Source organism: Legionella lytica (genome assembly GCF_044626755.1).
Taxonomy (GTDB): Bacteria; Pseudomonadota; Gammaproteobacteria; order Legionellales; family Legionellaceae; genus Legionella; species Legionella lytica_A.
The window spans coordinates 108633-128301 of the sequence record NZ_JBGORX010000005.1 but is presented as its reverse complement, the minus strand read 5'-3'; the positions used below and the strand labels follow the sequence as shown (position 1 = coordinate 128301).

The following is a 19669-nucleotide window of genomic DNA, read 5'->3' as shown; positions in this document are numbered from 1 at the left end:
ACTTGAACGTTGGATAAATTTTCCGAATTCGCGAATGAACACCAAAGTTTGCCCACCTCTGATTTAGCCCATTTAGCTGCGTCTTCAAAATATTATTTTACTCTTTTTCAACCAACAATTGATGCACGTAGACTGCTAACTCATGTAGTCAAAGGAGAGCATGATTCCGTGCAAACTGTATTAAAAAAGGATATAAATTTAATTTTTAAAAGAGCCTCGGTTACAGACTATTCTGGGAGGACTTTTGAGAATATTAGTGCTATTGAATATGTATTTTGGGCTTTAGATGAGCATATGGGGGTAACAATGCTCGAGTGCATACCCCCAACTGAAAACAGAAGGGTATTTGAGCAGTTGATTTCTCAATATAAAAAAATCCATATCCGGGGTGTAACCTATAAACTAAATGGAAAAACTAGTACAGAAATGCATTTTGACTTTGTAAATACCCTTATTAAAGAGTTACAAGTACAAATTGAGTCCAGGCAAGCTTGTGGGGAAAAAGATTGGGCTGCGATTGAACGCCAATGGATAGAAGGTGTGGGTGGGGCACAAAGGCTTCTTCCCATACACGTTGTTCATGAGTATTGCTCTGCAGTTCCTTTTTCTCCTTTGCCGCAATTTATTAAAAAACCCCTTCCTTTAACACAATTTCGTAACTCATTAAGCTCTAAAAATGAAAATTGGTTTGACTCTGAGTTAGGCCAAAAATTTGCTATATATAAGGGAAGAGGGTCGGAGCCAAACACAGGACCTGCAAGCCATACGCGCATGACAGAGGCCATGCGTGCTGGAATGACGAGTATCCTTATCGCTAATTTGAATGCGATGAAATCGTTATTTGAAGTAAGAATAAAGGCTTTTGATAACTTGCTTCAAAACACCCCATTTTTAGACCATGCAAATAAAAATAATTAATTTTAGAATTAATCTTATTCGTAAAGAGTGTACCTCACTATCTATGGATTTTTTTGTGAGTTTGTTTTCTTCCTAATTCTGGTTCAAAAGTAATTCTATGGCACTTAAAGTCGGTTAGCTATCTCATTTCCAGTTTTGGCTGGATATGCGCTAAAATCCAAAGCACCAAAGGTCGTAATTGTCGTTCTGAATGATTGTTAAGTGGCGGAACATGAGTATTTTTAAACAACCGCCAAGCTACCTACCTAAAGAATTAGCATAAGCAGGTAAAGAAATCCTCTTGTTTTTTTTGGAGACAAGAGGATATGCATAAACATTAATCAGACCCTTAGCTCTTATATTCGAGTATTTTAATTAAATTTTCAAAATCGCAAGCAGAAGGAACACAGAGTGTATTCTGAGCTTTATTATGGTTATTTAAGGCTGTATATTCAGGATTAAGGAAAGTCTCAGTTAAATTTATTGCATTGTTACAGTAATCATCCTTGTATTTACTGTGAGAATGATAAAAAGGAATTCATAATATGAAAAAGAGTGAGTGTAAGAAAGGTATATTTTCGCAATTTGCACAGTGGGTTTCAGAATTAAGTGGGCAAGCAGGTTCTTTTTTAACGGCCTCAGCTCTAATTATTATATGGTTAGTAACGGGTCCTTTTTTTAACTATTCTGACACATGGCAGCTTTTAATTAATACAGGTACCACAATTGTAACCTTTTTAATGGTGTTCCTAATCCAAAATACCCAAAATAGAGATACTAAAATAATGAATTTAAAATTAGATGAGTTAATTAAATCCCATCTACAAGCCAATAATTTGTCTATTGACCTGGCTTCATTATCCGATAAAGAGTTGGAAAATTTAGAAGAGAAATACAAACATATATGTCATGAGCGTTCTCAACGGTTGAAGAAGAAATAAATCTACGCAATTAGAGCTTTATTAATGGCATATAACCTCTTTAAAAAGTGCGAGCCCAACACAAGCCCGATGATATTCTGATAAGACGATAACAGCTCAGCAGTGGCTCAGGTGAACCCAACGAGGAGGTTGGCTAAAGATACTGGTTTTTTAGAGTCTTTTCCCTGGAGATCTCTTAAAAGTAAAATTAATTGTTTAATTATTCAAATAGATTAATAAGAGAACAAAGGTTCGTTTATAAAATCGGTTCGTCTCAAGTCAGGGAGCTTTTTCTCTTAATGTTACCTTAATATTTGTCAAATATAATAGCAGAAATTCTTAAAATCAACCATTAGGTGCATGTATGACGATTAGAGTTCTTTCTTTTGATTTTGATGGCTGTCTCTTCCATAAAGGATATGTTTATTCTGAAGATAAAAATGTTGTCAAAAGTAATGAGACATTTTTGGAAGCCGTTAAAAAGGAAAATGAAGAATTTACTACCGTTTACAGTTTAGTTGGTTCCAATAGACAATCCTATAACGTTGATATGGCCAATTCTTGGGGAAAAGGATCTTGTTTTCCTGCAATAAAAACAGTAAGCGATTATCTGGGTACAAAACTAGATACATTTCTTCTAGCTGATATTTTCGGTGATTTGCCGATAGGAACCTCTTATAGTCAGGCAACCAGTAGCAACAAGCATGAGATAAAACATAGTGATTGGATGTTTGATGATACTAAAACAACGCTTATTTATGCACAAATCCATAAAATAGCGAACCAACATCCTAATGAGCCCATTGTTTTGGATTTTTATGATGATCGAGGTAATGGAGAAAGAGCGACCCACGATATTCTCGAACAATTAAGAGATTTTTATACCCAGCATCACGCCTTAATACCTGCAAATGTGACTTTACGCTTAAATCATTATGCTGGGGGCAAAGTTACTTTGATGAATGAAATCAAGGGAACAGGATTTATTGATGAAAATTATCAACAAACTGTAAAAGATCTATCTCAGCAAGCAGCCACAGAGTATAACAATGGACACTCTAAGCCAATTTATGTGGCTAATAATGCAAAGCCTGAGGAACTCAAAAACCGAAAAGCTCGTGCTGTTAGTTCACTTCCTGAGGCGTTACAAAGTATTATTATTGAGAATCCTGTACCTGCTGTATCTGAAGAAGAGTTGCTAGCACGAAACAAATTTAATGATATGTTGAACGCAATTTCAGATAAAGCTGAAGCATTAGCCCGTACTGGAAATGACCTTTATGATGATGAGCTGAGGAAGCAAAGCGACGCTTATCACAGTTACTCGGGGGCAGCTCATGCCGCACGTACCTTACATAATTCTCTTTATGAGGCGGCGCAAACATATTTCGAGAATAATAATAAAGAGGCGTTTAAAGCGGCGGCAGAAAATGCAATCAGGGAAGCAAAGGAATCTGAGCTCCAAAATCATCGCGGTTCCTTAAAACAGATTCTAAGTTATGCTAGCCTTGCTGTCCTTGCGGTGCTGAGCATTGCGACTGTGGGTGCGGCTTATGTGGTTGCAGGATCGATTAATTATGCACTTAACGGTCAATTTTTCTTCTCTACAAAAATTAACACCGACTCCATTAATAAAGTGACTGAGTTGCAAGGTTCAGTAGAAGAATTAATTGGGGCTTCATTAACTATTTAGTCTATTTTTGCGTCTAAAAAGCCATGTCACTCGACATGGTTTTTTAGGCTTTGAGTCGTGTGAGCTTACCATGATGCTCCCTCTTATAAGACTCTAAAGCTCATCGCGGCAAGAAGTGAAAGGAACCTGTTAACCCCATTTCGTTCTCCTCATCGGTACTGTTACTTGTTTTTTCAATTAGCTCTATTCTTGTTTCCTGCACTCTTTCTCTAAGCGTTTGCAATAGATCGACATCGGTTGTTTTTTCTTCAGTAATTTCTTTAGAAAGAGGTGCTGCGGTTAAATCATCAATGCATTCATTTACTTTTGCCTCGAAATTCAAGACTAACTGTTTCTGTAACACCAGAGACTTTCGAATTTCATTGATACGGCTTGCACTTATAGTATTTTTTTCTTTATATTCAATTAGAATCGCTGCGAAAAATAGCGGGGTCTCCATGTGTCTATCCACATCAACATGAGGCATAATGTGTGTTGTATCCAAGACATTGCGAAGCTCCTGCGGCATTGCGTCAAAAGTTCGCCGATGAAAAATAGCCAGTGCATTTTTGCTATCGGGATCGAAGGGATTCCATAGGGTTCTGAGCATGGCGATTCTATCCAGTGTGGCATTGGTGAGCACAGGAGCCGCTGGAAAAGCCCCTTTATCACGTTGGGCATACAAAGAAGCAATCCCGTTTTGAATCCGTAATGCGATGGGCCCACCTTTTACTAATTCTGCTACATCAATTGCCGCATATTGTATAGTGCCTTTGAATGTATAGCTCACTAGTTCATCAACATCTACTTTTGAGGTCATTGAACCACAGTCAATAACCATAATTTTGCCCTTTTTATCTACTACGAAGTTTTCAGGTTTGAGATCTCTATGAGCATATGGAGTTCCGGTAGAAGACAATGCCCCCGTACCTAATTTGCTAATTAAAATACTTATTTTGATTGCAAAATCCATCTCTAAGGCTTTGAGCTTAGCGGATGCGGCTGTTTTCTCATCCGAACCGCCATTTTTTTCTATCTGATCAAATTGTTCCCTTGCCTCTATTATTTTCTTTTGTAAGGAGCTCCCCTTATTTTCCATAATTTGGTACACCTTACATGGATAAATTGAATCGGTGATGAACTCAAAACCAAAAGAAGGAACATCATTGCTCGGTAAAGTTGACGCCACTGGGCCGACCTCCATTAGATCCTTGTCGACTTTTTTCTGACCTTGTCCCTGCCTTTCCGTGTTTGTTCTTACCAGCATCCGACCACGTGCAATACCTAAATCCTTGTTGAAAAGTGCTTCTACTTTCAGAGCTTCGAGTCCTTCCTCATCCTCAATCTCTACAATTTTAATTGCTAATGCTTCGCTACGAGGCAGTAAAGAGCGAGCGTCTTTTACTTTACCAAAAGCCCCACGCCCTAAAAAGCTTGGCTCTACAATAACAATCGCTCCCTCACTGTCTCTGATGTAAGATTGCGTCAACTTAATGTCATGGATAATTTGTCCTCGGCAGCATTTTACATTCTCCGGGTTGTTATTAAAAAAATCGATAACGAGCGCAAGTTCGAGTAATTTTTTTTCATCGGGACTTAATACCACTGTAGATAACAGTTTAATATCGTTTTCTGCTAATGGTATGTATTTGATGGGCATATCTAAGCTCCATAATATGACTATATATAAAACACCCTGTTCGTTTATTAATATTAGACTATTATGTATTTTTAGGTGGCTGCATGTTGATATAAAGAGATAGGAACGTGATTGTGCGGACTTAGAAGTTCTAGTTTTGGGGAAATATGAGGAATGCACGAGGGGATAGCATTAGAAAAAATTGATATCCCTGCTATTCTCGTAGAGATACAGCTGGAATGTTTGGGATCCTCTAGGAATAAAAAGCTGAGGATCCCTTAGGCTTATCAGCCCTGCGACAATAGCTTTATGGAATTATTACTTCGTATTTGATTAATTCAGAAGTGGTATCACCACATTGAGAATTTAAATAGTAAGTATACTTTCCGGATTTGCCAGGGAGGGTGTTTTCAGTCCAGGTTAAGGCAGTGCCTTTCCATAAGAGTTGTTGTACCCAATTTCTCACCTGATATTCATCTATCAGTAAGCTACCTTCCGGTTTTTGCCATTTTAAGGTGACACTTTTTTTATCTGTAGTATAGGTATATGTGATATTAGCCGGTGGTTTGCATATACTTGGCGATTTTACATTGTAACTTTTAATGCTTTGTACGAGCATACTGGCGCTCTTCATGTGTGGGTTTGGAGCACCGGCGTAAGGACCACCCATAGCTAAATTTACAATCAGATAATAGCCACCATCGGGATTATTAAACCCTCTGCTTAATGCATTGGCTCCATCCGCAGGTAAGTTATCGGTTTTAAGCGGCCCCCAGATTTTTTGATTATCAAAATATCCAGTAATGATATAGCCATTTTTAGTACTTTGGCTGTCTTTTTCCCATTCAAATCCCCATTTGTGAAACTGATTATATAATTTGTCGCTTTCTGTTTTGGTAATTAATCGATATCCTGGGCCTTTACAGTCACCACCTGTACAGCTTGGAGAGTTACCATTAAAATGAAGGGCTGCAGTACTGACATTAAAGTCAGTATTTTTAGGATAAGCTTCCATAATATCGATTTCCCCATTATTCGGCCATTGACTATCATCGGTAGGCAATAACCAAATCGCCGGCCACAAGCCTGTATTATAATTGGCAGGATTTTGCTGGGTTTCACAAGAGCCATCGTCACTGGTTTCGCAGCGAGGTAATTTTGCTACAACTTCAAGATAGCCATGAGTTGTAGCACTGGTATCCCAAGTGGCTGAATTTACTGGGGAATTATAAGGCGGACTTTCAAGATTTCTACGAGTCATAATCTCGCCAGAAAGCCAATAGTTATCGTTGACCTTTATGGCACTTAATTTGAGCTGGCCAGGTTGCTTTGCCTTGTCCCAATAGGGTGCAACTAAGGTAGTATCGTACACATTAATCTCACCAGACTTACGATGATCGTAGTTAGTGGAGGCGTAATAATTTAATCCTTCTTCATTTTTATCAGTAAGAATATTGCGGGAGAAACTGCACTGTTTATTTTGATCAAAGGAGCAAGGCATTGCGTACAAGAAGTGAGAAAAAATTAATGTAATGAAGGCGATAATTATCTTGTTCATAATATCCGTATTTTTTAATGAATGGCTTAATTATATAGTAGAGTTTTATTAAAGATTCAAATAGAAAGCTTCAACTTTAATCATATAGGACCAAAGCTCAACTCCTGCTCTCAAGACGCTGGAGATAAAACAGTTCATAGCTCAAGTTTTAAATTGTTTAACTAAATTTTATGAAGTATTGGGGGCACTGTCAGTTTGGCTTGGATATGCGGTAAGACGCGTAATAAGTCTATTAAAGAAATTGTTGGTAAATTTAATGCTCAAAGTTCTAGGATGGTCCTTAAAGGTAAAATTTAGATAATCCTCCGGAGATTTTTGGAGGAGGCTCCTACTATATAACTCAAGGGTTTCTCTAGGTTTGTTAATCTCATTTAATTTATCTAGGAGTGTTTTTTTGTTTTTTCCGATACGAGATTAGGAAATAAAACAGGTAGAACAGATTTCAAGGCTTGATCGTGGTATCTATAAGCGTAGGGAGTTAGATACCAAGTTCAAGCGGTGGCAGGTGGTTTTTCTCTAATAGTCAGCTGAGACTCATCTTTGCCATGAACGTGCTATTTATTTTGAACCGGTTTGTTCTCACTAAAATTATATCGCAGGCCCAGCAATACGGAATTAACATTCGGCTTATAACTTCCTTGTAAGGTATCATCTGATACAGGTTCAATACGGGTACGTTTAATACTATTGTATTGCATAAATTGATAGCTTAAGACCAGATCCACATTGCTATTTAAGCGTGCAATAGCCCCGGCTTTTAATCCACCACCGGTCAACCATTGATTAAAGCTACCACTGACTCCTATGTTACCGGCTGTCGCTTCACTTTTTACTACAAAATAGCTTGGAGAAACTCCAGGCCCCACAAAAAGTCGAACCGATTCATTAAGTTGATAAGCAGGGAGTAAAAAGAAGGAAAACCCATACTGAAACTGTTCTTTGGTCGCCACATTTTGCGTAAAGAACCAATTATTTATTTTATAATGTGATGCCCCAGTAAATAGCTCTGCATCAGCTTCTAAAGCAACTGAAAATCTAGGTTTTAAGAACAATTCATAACCTGTAAGCAGTTGCCCATGAAAATTGGTATACGCATTATCAAAATGAGCGGTAGTTGGTGTTTCTTCTTCCAGCGGATATCTTAAATCTTTTTGCACTTTTACGGCATTAATACCTAAATTAATACCAGCATACCCTCCAGCCTCCGCATGAAACGAGAGCATTGAGGCGATAATTACTAATAGGCTGTATTTATTATTCATGTTCTACCTTCTTTATAAAATACTAGGGATCGTAATTGGATTTGAAGTGCGGCCGACATTCGTTTCATCAACCGCAGTAATGGTGACATTGCGTACGCGTTTTGGCGTCAAAATGTTACCAATAACAAAGCGACGGTGTTGCAGGTCCAGTTTAACCGTGGCGCCCGGCAAGCCGTTGACTAGATAGGTCATATTTGTGGTGGGAAGGCAGTCAGCAAATAAAACAAAAGCTTCTTTAGTATTCATGCGATTACGATCCGCGCCAGTTAATACAGGGGCTTTAGGCGGTGTAGCAACAATCGAAAAATTATTTTTGGAAATATTAAAGAATGTTCCATTGCTTGCCTGCACCATAACTCGTGCGGTCATTGTATTAATATTAGGAACACAGAGGTCAACATGACCATTGTTGCTGGTGCCAACAACTAGAGGTGTAGGGTAGCTGATTCCGCCATCCGTGGATAAGAATACATTCACTGACAGGGCACCGACTGGGAACGTATTCGTATTGGCCACATCCCACCTTACGGTTTGTAATGATTGTCCTGCCCATTGAATATTTGCGGCAGAGGGATTTATTACCGTAAAAGGGCCTGCATTACCATCGATCTTTATTTGGGTATCTATATAAGCATTACATGAACCAACAGGAGTGTTGGCGCGTGTAGTAACTCTAAAGTTCATTGGTCGTGATACGGAGGATAATACTTCCCAAGTAAACGGACCGCCGTTGACTAAGGCACTAAGTTTAGGAAAATAGCGAGTGGGGTTGGTTTGGGGAGAGAAGCTTCGGAAATTGGGGCCTCCTCTTGCTGTGTCTACCGGCGGTTGAGGGGATATTTCATTATCCAGCTGCTCCCAGGTATACGTAACGGTACTCCCGGCAGAGCCTGGACTTGCCACTGCAGTTAATGCAAAAGGTGTTTTTGCCGGAATGCTCACACCACCGTTAGTCTGGTGAATTATTGGAGCACTAGGAATTGGCGTGGTCACAGGGCAATTGTGCTCAGCACTAGAAACAAAGTCTCCCATTTGTTTTAGGCTCGTGCCATTAAAATAAGAGTCAGAACTGCTTTGCACATTCGGAGGGCAAATTCCTGCATAAGCCATGATTGTACTACCCGAGCCCGGCTCTACTGCGGTAGGGTCGTTACGATTGCAGGCATTATTTTGCACATGCTCTGCACCAAACTGATGCCCCATTTCATGGGCTACATAATCTACATCGAAGGGATCATCTATGGGACGAGCTTTACCTGTAGTCCCCATTGCTTTGACTTCATTATTACAAACACTTCGGAGCCATGCCAAACCGCTACCTGCGGCATCTACAACATGGCCAATATCATAATTGTTGGAGCCAATAATTCTATCTACAGTTTCTTGATTTTCTACAAGTAGTTTATCGATATTCCCGCTGGTATAAGGTTGGGTGGCTGGATCAGTAAAGATAATTTGATCGTTATTGGCAATAATTTGCATGGTAATTGCCATATCGATTTCATAGATGCCGTTGACGCGATTCATTGTGGTAGTTTGGGCACTTAATGCATCATTGACGGTGCCACCATGAAATTGGGTATATTGCGCGGTTGCTGCCATGGCCAGGCGGTAGGTTTTAAGTTGGCACGCATTAAATTGTGCAAATGAGGCGCTGTGAGCAAGGGTTTTGATTCCAATGTTTGTGCCGTGCACATTACATTTAAAATGACTCCTACCAATAAAATCCTTTTTCTTGTAGACCACATAATATTGATGCTTGTCTTTCCCTAAGGGATCGATAAAGACAGGACTTTTACCTGGTCGCAAAATCATGGAGTGGAAGCCTTGAGCGGTTAAATCTAATTTGACGAACTCGCTAGGATCGGTAACGCCATAAGCATCATAGGTTTTAATCGTTGGGTATCTGGCACTAAGTTCTGGATGTAGGGTACTGTTTTCTACAATTCGATACAGTTTGCTGCTTCCATCAGGCAAGGGCAGGGCTATTTGAGTGCCGACTCCTGATTTTAATCCATCACGATGGGGAACATTTTCCAATTCTGCATACAGTTGGCTTAAATCAATATGGATGAGGCGGTACTGTGTTGCACGAACATTTTTTTTATTCTGTGCGCTCAGTGTTGCAGGATTTACATCGGTAAAAAAGTTATCAACTATTTGGTCTTGTGCAAAAGCAATAGAAACAAATAAAGCAAGTAGGGTAGTGAGAAGCGTCCGTGTCATCATAAATTATCTTTAATAATCAATGAACATAACTTAACACTAGAATTAACAGAGTTCAATCTTTTGAGCGTCATCCCTACCTTGGGCTGGGATGACCTCTTGCAGAATGGGGATTATTTTAAGGTTCCGTAATAGCCGACCATATTCGCAAGAGTAATGGTATTGGCATAATTACTACAGGTACTGTCTTGAGTCATAGTCCAGTTAAACAGCCCAGCTAATCCAATATAGGTTGGGAAATCAGGGTTGCAGTTAGCCAGGTCTACATCAATACCATTAGCGATTTGTGTTTTAGGGTAGCCTACAGCGATAAGCGCATTAAAAAAGCGATTGGCCCATGTTTCATCAAAATAAGTTTGGATATTGATTAAATCAAAACTCTTGACGTTTAGAGCATCCACTTGGGTATAATCAATACCGCTAGACACATTATTTCCTGCAGGAGTAATGGTCAAATAATAGACTTTGCCATCTTGAAGCGATGCATAATTTAACGCATTTCTTAAATTGGCAATTACACCATCAAAGTTGGCTTGAGGAATAGAGCCGGAGGTTCCTCCAATGCTTTCATCATCAATATCAATACCATCCAGATTATTGGTACGAATAAATTGAATTACGCTGGGTACAAATAGATTGGCATGATTTATGTAATCCCTATTCACCGCGCTCCAATCATCTTTATTCCATCCCAAAGACATCAAAATTTTTACGTTGGGATTGGCTGCGCGCGCTGTTTGTACTAATAAAGCCAAACGTGAAGCCTGCTCGATTTGTCCTCGTTCATAAGTAAAAATGGCTCCATTTTGCAGTGTATAAACATGGGCAAAGGCTACAAAAATGGCGCTTACACGGTTAAAGGGCGGAATAGGCGCCTGATTAGGCGGTAGCCATTGGCCTGCGCCGGAATTGTAAATCGGGTAGAATGTTCCAGCGTAAGGCCGTGGGAATTTGCTGCTGGGCAGGGCGGCAGTTGCTGTGACGGCAAGGCGATTTCCTGCTACAGGTACAGAACAAGTGGCCCCTTTGTACGCGCAAATTCGTGGCATTAAGTTTGATTGTGAGTTTTGCCCCGTTCCCTGTATGGAGACAACAAAAGAGCAGCTGGCGCCAGCGGCTAAAGTGGAACACGTTGTGCTGCTTAAAGAAACCCTTAAGGTAGTGTTGGTAATTCCAAAACCAGGTTCTACAGTAAGTCCATGTAACATTGTTGACGTATTATTTTTCGCATTATAAGTGACATAAGTCGAACCTGTTGCCGAAATGGCAATAGGACTAGAGCTGCTCGGGATAATTTCAATAATCGAGGCGGCATGCGCTGCTGCCGTTAACGAGAGTAAACCAGCATAAATTAGGAATACGATGTGTTTTTTCATAGGTTTATTCGTCCTTGTTAACCAAAAGATGCGGCCAGGGTAAAGATAACTCCCTGGGTAGAGAGGTTTTTAACTTTGAGGTGAGCGAATGATGTTTGTGCCAATGAACGACCCAAGGCACCTCGGTCCATACTAAAATATTGATATCCAGCTGAAGCGTGATATTGAATATGTCGCCTCTGGTCATCCCAGAGCAAGTATTGCAGGCCTGCACCTAATTCATAGGCAAAAGTTTGTGTCGTGCGATCACTAAAAGGCACTATTGGGGATGCGCTCAAAGAAGGATCACTTGGTTTCTCATGATAAGCTGATAATTTATTCCAGCTTGAGCCAATACCCACCAACACATAAGGCTTCAATGCATAGCGTGAGTATAATGCTTTGGCTTCGAGCATCAATGCATCGCTTTTGGCTTGAAAACCATAGCGCAAAGTATCGAAAAGACCGGCATTGATAAAGGGGTATACAGTTCCTTTTACTTGGCCTAATTGGAAAAAATAACCGGCCAGGCCGAGAGATAATTGATAAGAAGGTAATGTGGCATTTTCAAAAGTATGACTTGCTCCTATGGCCCAAAAACCCTGGGTGTTTGTTTGGGTTTTGGTGTGATAGGCATTAGTAATTGCTTCATTAATTTCAACCAAACGGTTATTTTTAAGCGTTGAAAAATTAGGGCCCCTAGAAACAAAAAGACTAATTTGCTTGGTATTTCCTGGGCTTGCGAACATCAAAAAAATACATGAGGAAACCAGGAGTTTATTCAGGCTAACATCCATATTTATTTATATCCTTATTCTAAATCATTAAATGAAATGTCCGTGTAATGAGCTCTTTATCCCTCGCTGTTTGGGATTTTAAGTAGATGTCATTGAGTGGATGCCATTTAAGGTATCTCTTTGTTTATTGTAACAAAAATCTCTATTTTCATGAATCGTTTATTTGCAGTGTACTTATAAACCACTATCCAGTTGAGCTTAGGTGGGCTTTTTGATACCAATATCTTGTCTACAATTAAAATGTGACACTAATCTCTGCGCAAACTAAGGGAGTCAAGACATGACTGGTTGGATGATTTATGGAGCTAATGGATATACAGGAGAATTAATTGCAAGAGAAGCAAAAGCTAGGGGATTGCATCCTCTTCTTGCAGGACGTAATGAGAAAGCAATCATCTCCTTAGCGAAAGAGCTGGGGTTCAATCATCGTATTTTTGATCTCAGTGAGCAGAAAAATATTGTAAACCAGCTTTCTGATATGCAATTGGTTTTAAATTGCGCCGGCCCCTTTTCTACCACAAGCCAGCAAATAATCACCGCATGTATGCAATCGGGAACCCACTACCTCGATATTACTGGTGAAATCGCAACTTTTGAATACGCACACAGTCAACATGGACTAGCAGAAAAAGCGAACATTGTTCTTTGCCCAGGAGTGGGATTTGATGTCACACCAACGGACTGTCTTGCCGCTCAATTAAAACAAATGCTGCCGGATGCAACTTATTTAGCACTCGGATTTGATTCGAATTCTGCCCTATCTCCGGGGACGGCGAAAACAGCTGTAGAAGGACTGGCTATGGGTGGAAAGGTTCGTATGAATGGCGAAATAAAAACCGTTCCGCTAGCCTGGAAAACCCGTCTTATTGACTTTGGTAAAGGAGAAAAATTATCAACGACCATTCCCTGGGGAGATGTCAGCACCGCATTTTATACAACGGGCATACCTAATATAGAGGTATATATCCCAATAAATGCTAAAAGATTATCGCTTTTGAAACGGGCGAATTATATCCGTTGGCTTTTAGGTTGGGGCTTTATACAAAATTTCTTAAAGGAAAAAGCTGCTGGGCAAACGAGGCCTAATATGGAGCAGTTTAAAAGCCCAGGAACTTATGTCTGGGGTGAAGCAACCAACGCCCAAGGTGAAAGCAAAATAGTTCGGATTACCACCGCGAATGGTTATGCACTTACGGTAGCGAGCAGCTTAGAAATTGCTGAGTATGTGTTAAATCACAAGCCCCAAGGTGGTTATAAAACACCCTCGCAATTAATGGGTGTAGATTTTATTAAAAGGCTACCTGGTTATAGTGAGTGATTTGGCTGTTGTTCTATCCCGATGGTCCTCATGCTTAATGAGTGGATTTATTGAAATAGAATTGGCTTTTATGTAAAATAAAGGATCATTTGTGCGCTCTATTTTATCTTCCCTGCTCATTCATGAAGCTTCTCCCCGATATCAATAATAAACAAAATATGCTTAATTTTCTGATTACATGCGCTATCTACCGGAAATGCAGCAACGGTTTTCAATAAGCGTGCTCCAGGAATTAGTATAAACCGTCAATCGAGAAACTTATTTCGTTAATGAGCAAACATTATAAGAGCTCCTGGCAAAAACGCTGATTATGCATCCTCATGCGTTATACGATTTATTAAGTTCTTTTTAATCGCAGGCCATTCGCAGCGAAGAATGCTAAAAACTATTGTGTCGGTGATTTCTTTATCTTGAAGAATCATATGCTGTCGTAACAGGCCTTCTTCAGTGGCACCTAGTTTCTTGATGGCATGATAGGAGCGGCTATTACGTGAGTCAGTCCCTAATTCAACTCGATTAATGTCCCAGCGTTCAAATGCCTGCATTAACATCAATAATTTCGCCTCAGGATTTACCTTGCTACCCCAGTAGCTAGGAGTATACCAACTATAACCTAAAGAAAGACTTTTGTTTTCTAATTGAACTGCATAATAGGCCGTGGCTCCTATAATCTCTTGACTGATTTTGCAACGCACGACATAAGTAATTTGCTCCCCAGTCTGCATTTTATCAAGGCAAGCATTAAACCAAGGATCAAATAAATTGCTGGTCGCTTTTTGTGGCATGTATTGCCATATTTGTTCACAATCAGCGGCTACAGATAAAGGTTCTCGATGGTGAATGACAATAGGTTCTAATTGGATTAGAGTCCCATCTAAGACATCGGGTTCTGATATGATTATTTTTGCAGACATGAAAAGAGTATGTCCTTGTTGATTAAGCCGTAACGGTATTTTTACTTTTGATATTAAAAAAGTGTAACACAAAGCCATATATTGGGACAAAGGCTAACCAGCTAATGAGAATCTTAAAACACACATCAACCATCGCAATTTCTGGCCAATGTTGGTTCAAAAAGGGATTGCTGCTGTGGTAAAACGCGATAGTAAAAAATAGAAGAGTATCTACTATATTACCTATCGTTGTTGAAATAGCTGGAGCAACCCACCAAGAGGAGCTATTGCGCAAACTCTGAAAAATAAAGACGTCCATTAGTTGCCCAATGGTGTAAGCAACAAAGCATGCTAATGCAATTCGTAACGGCATATAGTGCAGGATGAATGCATTATCCCAACTGAAGGCACCCATAATTTCAAGGTAACTTGCTATAAAGTAGGAGATGATTAGTCCAGGGAGCATGCTGATAAAAATGATTTTTCGTGAGGTTTTTACATTGGAAAGCCGCGTAGTCAGATCGGTCAAAATAAAAATGAAGGGGTAAGTAAATGCACCCCAGGTCGTATGATAACCAAAAAGCTCAAAAGGATATTGCACTAAGATATTACTAAGCGTTATTAAAAAAACGTGGCATGCAGTAAGACGCATAAGTGGGAATTTTTGATGTTCAATCATTTAAATGTGCTCTAATTTATAACGCTCAATGCCCCAAAAACTTTGGTGGTAATATAGAATCAAATTGTCCCGATTTTACGCTTTTTCCGGGTGTTCAGTCAACAACAGGGATTATCGTATTGTCCCCGTATTAAGGAGAAGAAGCGGGGGATGAACTTATCGTTATACCTTGTTGTGTTTCAATATAGTTTCTATATTTTTTTAGAGTTTTTTCTGGAATCGATTGTTTTAATGCCAGTTGCCGTTCGATAACGCGATCCCAACCTACGGCCCAATTTGCTTCATGATTAATATCAATACGATTTTTTTCAAGAAAATCACCGGTTAATAACACTTCAATTAATTGTTCTTGCTTCTTACCATAGAGAATGCCCGCATCTTCAGTAATAAGCAGCCAAGCCCCTTCGAGGTTGCTTCCATAGGGATTACGCATGTCAAAACCATGCTGGTAGAGGTCATGTACATTCATATCATGGTGTACATGAGGCAGAATATACTTTTGGCCTTTATTTTTTAATGCGAGAGATAAATTATTGCATAAATGCTCTGCAAACTTGTTCAGTAGTGTATCTGATAATTTATAATGAGCTGTTTGCGCTTCCTGCTTTAATATCCTACGTGCTAAAACAAATATTTTGTCTTTAGCCAAATTCTTGCCTTCTTGAATTAGCTGATCGAAGGCTTTTTGTATTACTCTGTGATTATACCGTGATCCATAATGTGTATTCGTCTTATCTCGGTAGGCATCATTAAGAACTTGTTGAAAGAGGAATTCATGTGGGGTGATGCATCCAGCGCGAGATAGCGCAAATTCACTGGTAATGTGTCTGATATGATTAATTGATAAAACTTTTTTTTCGAAAGATGAAATCGTTATTCCTTGTGTCTCTTTCTGTCGTGCTTGCTGCTGTATTTCTACAAGATATTCTTGAGTAGTACTCATTAATTTTTTTATATTAAAAAACCCTTCCAGGCCTGGTTTAAAAACATTAATAACCTCGGCGAATTGAGGTATTATTGATGGGGGATGGCCTAATGCTAGTCCATCCCAGTCACCTGCCACAATGCGGCCACTTTTATTGTATACCTCAAGAATAGTCTTATGAGTCTCTTCCTCGGTTAGCTGTTGACGCAGATTTTCTAATAATTCCGGTAGATTTTTGCTTTGTTGAATTAAGTTAAAAAAAGGATGGTTTTCTCCCATTGCCATTTTAAACTCTTTTGCGGAACGTGGACGATTCGCGAAGACTTCTGCTTTTTTAATGCTGGAGGGTGCGGGATTTGCATCTTGCTCTTCGGTGTATCCTAGATCGAACGTATTTTCAAATACCTTGTTGTAGATATTATCGGGTACTATTTCTAGTTCCCGTGGTTTCTTTATAATTTTTTTTTCAAAATCCCAGTTGGGATCGTTATCTGGGCGATCCCAATCACGGGAATAGAAAAGAGGATTATACCTTCCTTGAGCGAGGTTGATCGTAAACTGACCATGGAATGCCGTGCGTTTAGGCCCTCGCCCTTTTTTATAAATTAATCTTAATAAACTGGAATGTTCATCAAAGCCTAATATTTTAAGATCCCCTCCCACTCTTAGTTCGCGGATGATGTCTCCCATATTAATATCAAGTTGCATGGTATGTTGATAGTTGGGATCTGTTGGTTTTAAAAGCAAATTGGAGGCATCTTTTTTATTATGAGGCAAAGGATTTCTATAACTATCCATGCGAGAAAAGCGCAACTCTTTAGCGATTGCACCTTTAAAAAAACCTTGTTGGCTTGTTTTTGAAAGATTAACACCACTTTTAGCGCTGCGATTTTTATTATATTGAGGTGGATCGCCTGCTCTTAGAATAACGGCACATTTGAGAGCGCTAGTTTGTGTCATATTCGCAGCGATAAACTCTTGTTGTGCTCCAGATGCCACCATTGCTTTGGAACCATAGATAACCCCTTTAACATTTGGATTGTCTGCTACTTGCATTGCAAAGGGCAATGCCCTAAGCGTTTTTCGAGCACAGGGCTTTTGGTTTTCAGCTAATTGTGTAAGGGGATGATTTGTAGGGATGTAATAATCCAGCTCTGATTTGTCCATAAATAGCTCACTAGTATGAGGCAAGATACATTTAGTAATTTCATCGTACCCGTAGTTCGATTTTTAATATATATCATGCTAAAGAGTTATAAACTAGAGTTTCGCGTCTTAAATGCGATTGATAATCATTCTCATTGACATTTGTTTTTTTGAATGTAATGCTTTCAACTTCTTATACATTAAAATTGAAGAGGGATTTTTATGTTTGATAAAATGAGTGCTAATTCACATGCTATTTCATTAAGGTTCTGCGCTAATTGCTTAAAAAAATTTTGCCCCCAGACAGGCTCTGATTCGGTGAGGTTTTTTGTGCCCAGTTTCGATGCATTATTTAGAAATCATTTCGCCTATATTGAGTTATCTAAAGAAATGGTTGATGCCATTTATAAGATTGAAGAGCATTTCAGCGTAGATTTAGCAGAAATAGCGGAGATATTGCATGTTGAGGTAGGGGATTTACCTTCTTATGAACGACAAGAGGAAATAAAGGCATTTTATTCTTATTCATCAGAAATTAATTTTCATTTTATAAACCCTGTTGAAGCTTAAGCATGGGAAGTAAATTTTACATCTCACTATTTTATTGTGATTGAGTAGAATTCACTAATCGACACTCGTCAAATGTATTTATAAATTGTTAGGTTGGACCCAGAGTCCAATCTAAAATTCATTGCGTAACCAATAGAAACAGGGAGTTCGTCTAGCTTTTGCCGAGTAAGCGAGCTATGCTAATTCATCGAGTACATCAGAGACAATGCATTTGAATTCAATTTATGAATTGATAAACTGGTGTATTTAAAAAGTCTTTGCAGAAATTTTCATCAGCGAAAAGAAGAGTTCCATTAATGAGAGCTAGACTATTTAAATTCATAAAATCACTAATTAAGTTGGTCTGTTTATGCCTTATAATTTTGCTTACGTTAAGGATAATTGATTCACAACGTGGACCTGCATTGGAGTTATGGCATACGTATGTGCCCAAAGAAAAACATGCTAAAGAACTTGATAAGCTTAATTGGACGCAATACATCGCAATAGAAAATGCTCTTTTTGATGGGGTACGCACTGAGGTAACTGGAAAATTAAATAACATACAGCGTATTCCGGGTAACCGATATTTCTCGGGCAGCCCTGTTTATCCCGAAAAATTTACCACCGATTGGAATCGTTCTTATATCCTCGAACCCCAAGGCCCAGCTGTTGGAGCAGTAGTATTCTTACATGGGTTGACTGACTCTCCTTATAGTTTACGTCATATTGCTCAACGCTATGTTGCTCATGGTTATGTGGCAATCGCGATTAGACTCCCTGCTCATGGGACGGTGCCGGCCGCGCTAACTGATGTTAAATGGGAAGATTGGTCAGCGGCTACTCGACTCGCAGTACGCGAAGCCCGAAGACGCATCGGACCCTCACAACCTCTGCATCTCGTAGGTTTTTCTAATGGTGGCGCACTGGCATTAAAATATGCTCTGGATTCTTTAGAAAATAAGCAATTAACCAAACCTGATAAGATTATTTTAATTTCACCGATGATTGGAATTACTCGTTTCGCACGTTTTGCGGGATTTGCGGCGTTACCGGCGATTTTACCGCCATTTGCAAAAGCCGCATGGCTCAATATACTTCCCGAATTTAATCCCTTTAAATACAATTCGTTTCCAGTTAATGGAGCAAGTCAGTCTCATCGTTTAACAGCAGCATTACAGCAACAAATAGCACGCCTTGCTAATGAAGAGCGCTTAATGGAGCTGCCACCGGTATTAACCTTTCAGTCAGTAATGGATTTTACTGTAAGCACGCGTGCCATCATTACTGCCTTTTATGCTAATCTGCCTGCAAATGGTAGTGAATTGGTGTTATTTGATTTGAATAGGGCCGCTAAATTAGGTCTTTTATTACGTCCTTCCGCAGATACGGCGGTAGCTAGGTTGTTAAATGCCCCTCCGCGAACATTTCGTAGTGCCATCATCACCAATGCAAACGAGGGTAGTATCGAGGTTGTTGAACGTGTCACTGAAGCTGGGGCAATAAATGAGCGTGTTTCTCCTTTAGGATTGGCTTATCCCCGAGATGTCTATTCGTTGTCACATGTTGCGATTCCTTTTCCAATAAATGATAGTCTATATGGCCTTTCTCCTGATTCAAAAGAATATGGTGTTCAGCTAGGAACCATTGCTTCGCGTGGTGAACGACAAGTACTCATTGTCAGTTTGGATTCAATCTTGCGCCTTTCATCTAATCCATTTTTCCCCTACATGATTAAACGCATAGAAGAGAATATTCCCTCGACTATTCCACCAACAAGAATCGCTCCCTGAGATGGGGTTAAAAATTAGTTTCAAAATATTTGTTATTTTA

15 protein-coding genes are annotated in these 19669 nt (G+C 39.4%); 6 read left to right on the top strand and 9 right to left on the bottom strand.

The annotated features are described in order from the left end of the window. The first annotated feature begins 9 nt into the window (after nucleotides 1-9). The 3 genes from ACD661_RS12280 to ACD661_RS12270 all read left to right on the top strand — a co-directional run bounded on the left by ACD661_RS12280 (nucleotide 10) and on the right by ACD661_RS12270 (nucleotide 3510). Complete coding sequence (locus tag ACD661_RS12280) at nucleotides 10-918, top strand: F-box protein (RefSeq protein WP_400188160.1); 909 nt, start codon at nucleotides 10-12, stop codon at nucleotides 916-918. A 524-nt stretch (nucleotides 919-1442) separates the two neighbouring features. Continuing rightward, on the top strand, nucleotides 1443-1838 hold the full coding sequence (locus ACD661_RS12275; protein ID WP_400188159.1) for a low affinity iron permease family protein: 396 nt from the start codon (nucleotides 1443-1445) through the stop codon (nucleotides 1836-1838). Between the two features lie 343 nt (nucleotides 1839-2181). After that, complete coding sequence (locus ACD661_RS12270; protein WP_400188158.1) at nucleotides 2182-3510, top strand: hypothetical protein; 1329 nt, start codon at nucleotides 2182-2184, stop codon at nucleotides 3508-3510. A gap of 100 nt (nucleotides 3511-3610) precedes the next feature. Here the strand turns inward: ACD661_RS12270 and ACD661_RS12265 are convergent, their stop codons facing one another. The 6 genes from ACD661_RS12265 to ACD661_RS12240 form a co-directional block, all read right to left on the bottom strand. After that, on the bottom strand, nucleotides 3611-5149 hold the full coding sequence (locus ACD661_RS12265; RefSeq protein ID WP_400188157.1) for a protein kinase family protein: 1539 nt from the start codon (nucleotides 5147-5149) through the stop codon (nucleotides 3611-3613). 286 nt (nucleotides 5150-5435) lie between these two features. Beyond that, nucleotides 5436-6686 carry a glycoside hydrolase family 16 protein gene (locus ACD661_RS12260; protein WP_400188156.1) on the bottom strand — a complete coding sequence of 417 codons (1251 nt, stop codon included), beginning with the start codon at nucleotides 6684-6686 and terminating at the stop codon, nucleotides 5436-5438. Nucleotides 6687-7240: 554 nt separating this feature from the next. After that, a complete protein-coding gene (locus tag ACD661_RS12255; RefSeq protein ID WP_400188155.1) occupies nucleotides 7241-7948 on the bottom strand; it encodes an outer membrane protein in 708 nt (235 codons plus the stop codon). A 12-nt stretch (nucleotides 7949-7960) separates the two neighbouring features. Beyond that, complete coding sequence (locus tag ACD661_RS12250) at nucleotides 7961-10177, bottom strand: reprolysin-like metallopeptidase (RefSeq protein WP_400188154.1); 2217 nt, start codon at nucleotides 10175-10177, stop codon at nucleotides 7961-7963. A 110-nt stretch (nucleotides 10178-10287) separates the two neighbouring features. Further along, entirely contained in the window at nucleotides 10288-11550 is a 1263-nt protein-coding gene (locus tag ACD661_RS12245) for a glycoside hydrolase family 18 protein (RefSeq protein ID WP_400188153.1), read from the bottom strand. A gap of 17 nt (nucleotides 11551-11567) precedes the next feature. Further along, entirely contained in the window at nucleotides 11568-12326 is a 759-nt protein-coding gene (locus tag ACD661_RS12240) for a hypothetical protein (RefSeq protein WP_400188152.1), read from the bottom strand. A 280-nt stretch (nucleotides 12327-12606) separates the two neighbouring features. On the opposite strand from ACD661_RS12240, the gene ACD661_RS12235 reads away from it, so the two are divergent. Next, the gene (locus ACD661_RS12235) at nucleotides 12607-13644 is read left to right on the top strand and encodes a saccharopine dehydrogenase family protein (protein ID WP_400188151.1); all 1038 of its coding nucleotides are present in this window, start codon (nucleotides 12607-12609) and stop codon (nucleotides 13642-13644) included. A 308-nt stretch (nucleotides 13645-13952) separates the two neighbouring features. Here ACD661_RS12235 and ACD661_RS12230 read toward each other — a convergent pair whose 3' ends face one another. The 3 genes from ACD661_RS12230 to ACD661_RS12220 all read right to left on the bottom strand — a co-directional run bounded on the left by ACD661_RS12230 (nucleotide 13953) and on the right by ACD661_RS12220 (nucleotide 17308). After that, the gene (locus tag ACD661_RS12230) at nucleotides 13953-14558 is read right to left on the bottom strand and encodes a GNAT family N-acetyltransferase (protein WP_400188150.1); all 606 of its coding nucleotides are present in this window, start codon (nucleotides 14556-14558) and stop codon (nucleotides 13953-13955) included. Between the two features lie 22 nt (nucleotides 14559-14580). Then, complete coding sequence (locus ACD661_RS12225) at nucleotides 14581-15216, bottom strand: 7-cyano-7-deazaguanine/7-aminomethyl-7-deazaguanine transporter (protein ID WP_400188149.1); 636 nt, start codon at nucleotides 15214-15216, stop codon at nucleotides 14581-14583. Between the two features lie 130 nt (nucleotides 15217-15346). Then, complete coding sequence (locus tag ACD661_RS12220) at nucleotides 15347-17308, bottom strand: hypothetical protein (RefSeq protein WP_400188148.1); 1962 nt, start codon at nucleotides 17306-17308, stop codon at nucleotides 15347-15349. A 201-nt stretch (nucleotides 17309-17509) separates the two neighbouring features. Between ACD661_RS12220 and ACD661_RS12215 the strand changes: the two genes are divergently transcribed. Beyond that, entirely contained in the window at nucleotides 17510-17857 is a 348-nt protein-coding gene (locus ACD661_RS12215; protein ID WP_400188147.1) for a hypothetical protein, read from the top strand. A 425-nt stretch (nucleotides 17858-18282) separates the two neighbouring features. After that, a complete protein-coding gene (locus tag ACD661_RS12210) occupies nucleotides 18283-19629 on the top strand; it encodes an alpha/beta hydrolase (protein ID WP_400188146.1) in 1347 nt (448 codons plus the stop codon). Nucleotides 19630-19669 lie beyond the last annotated feature (40 nt).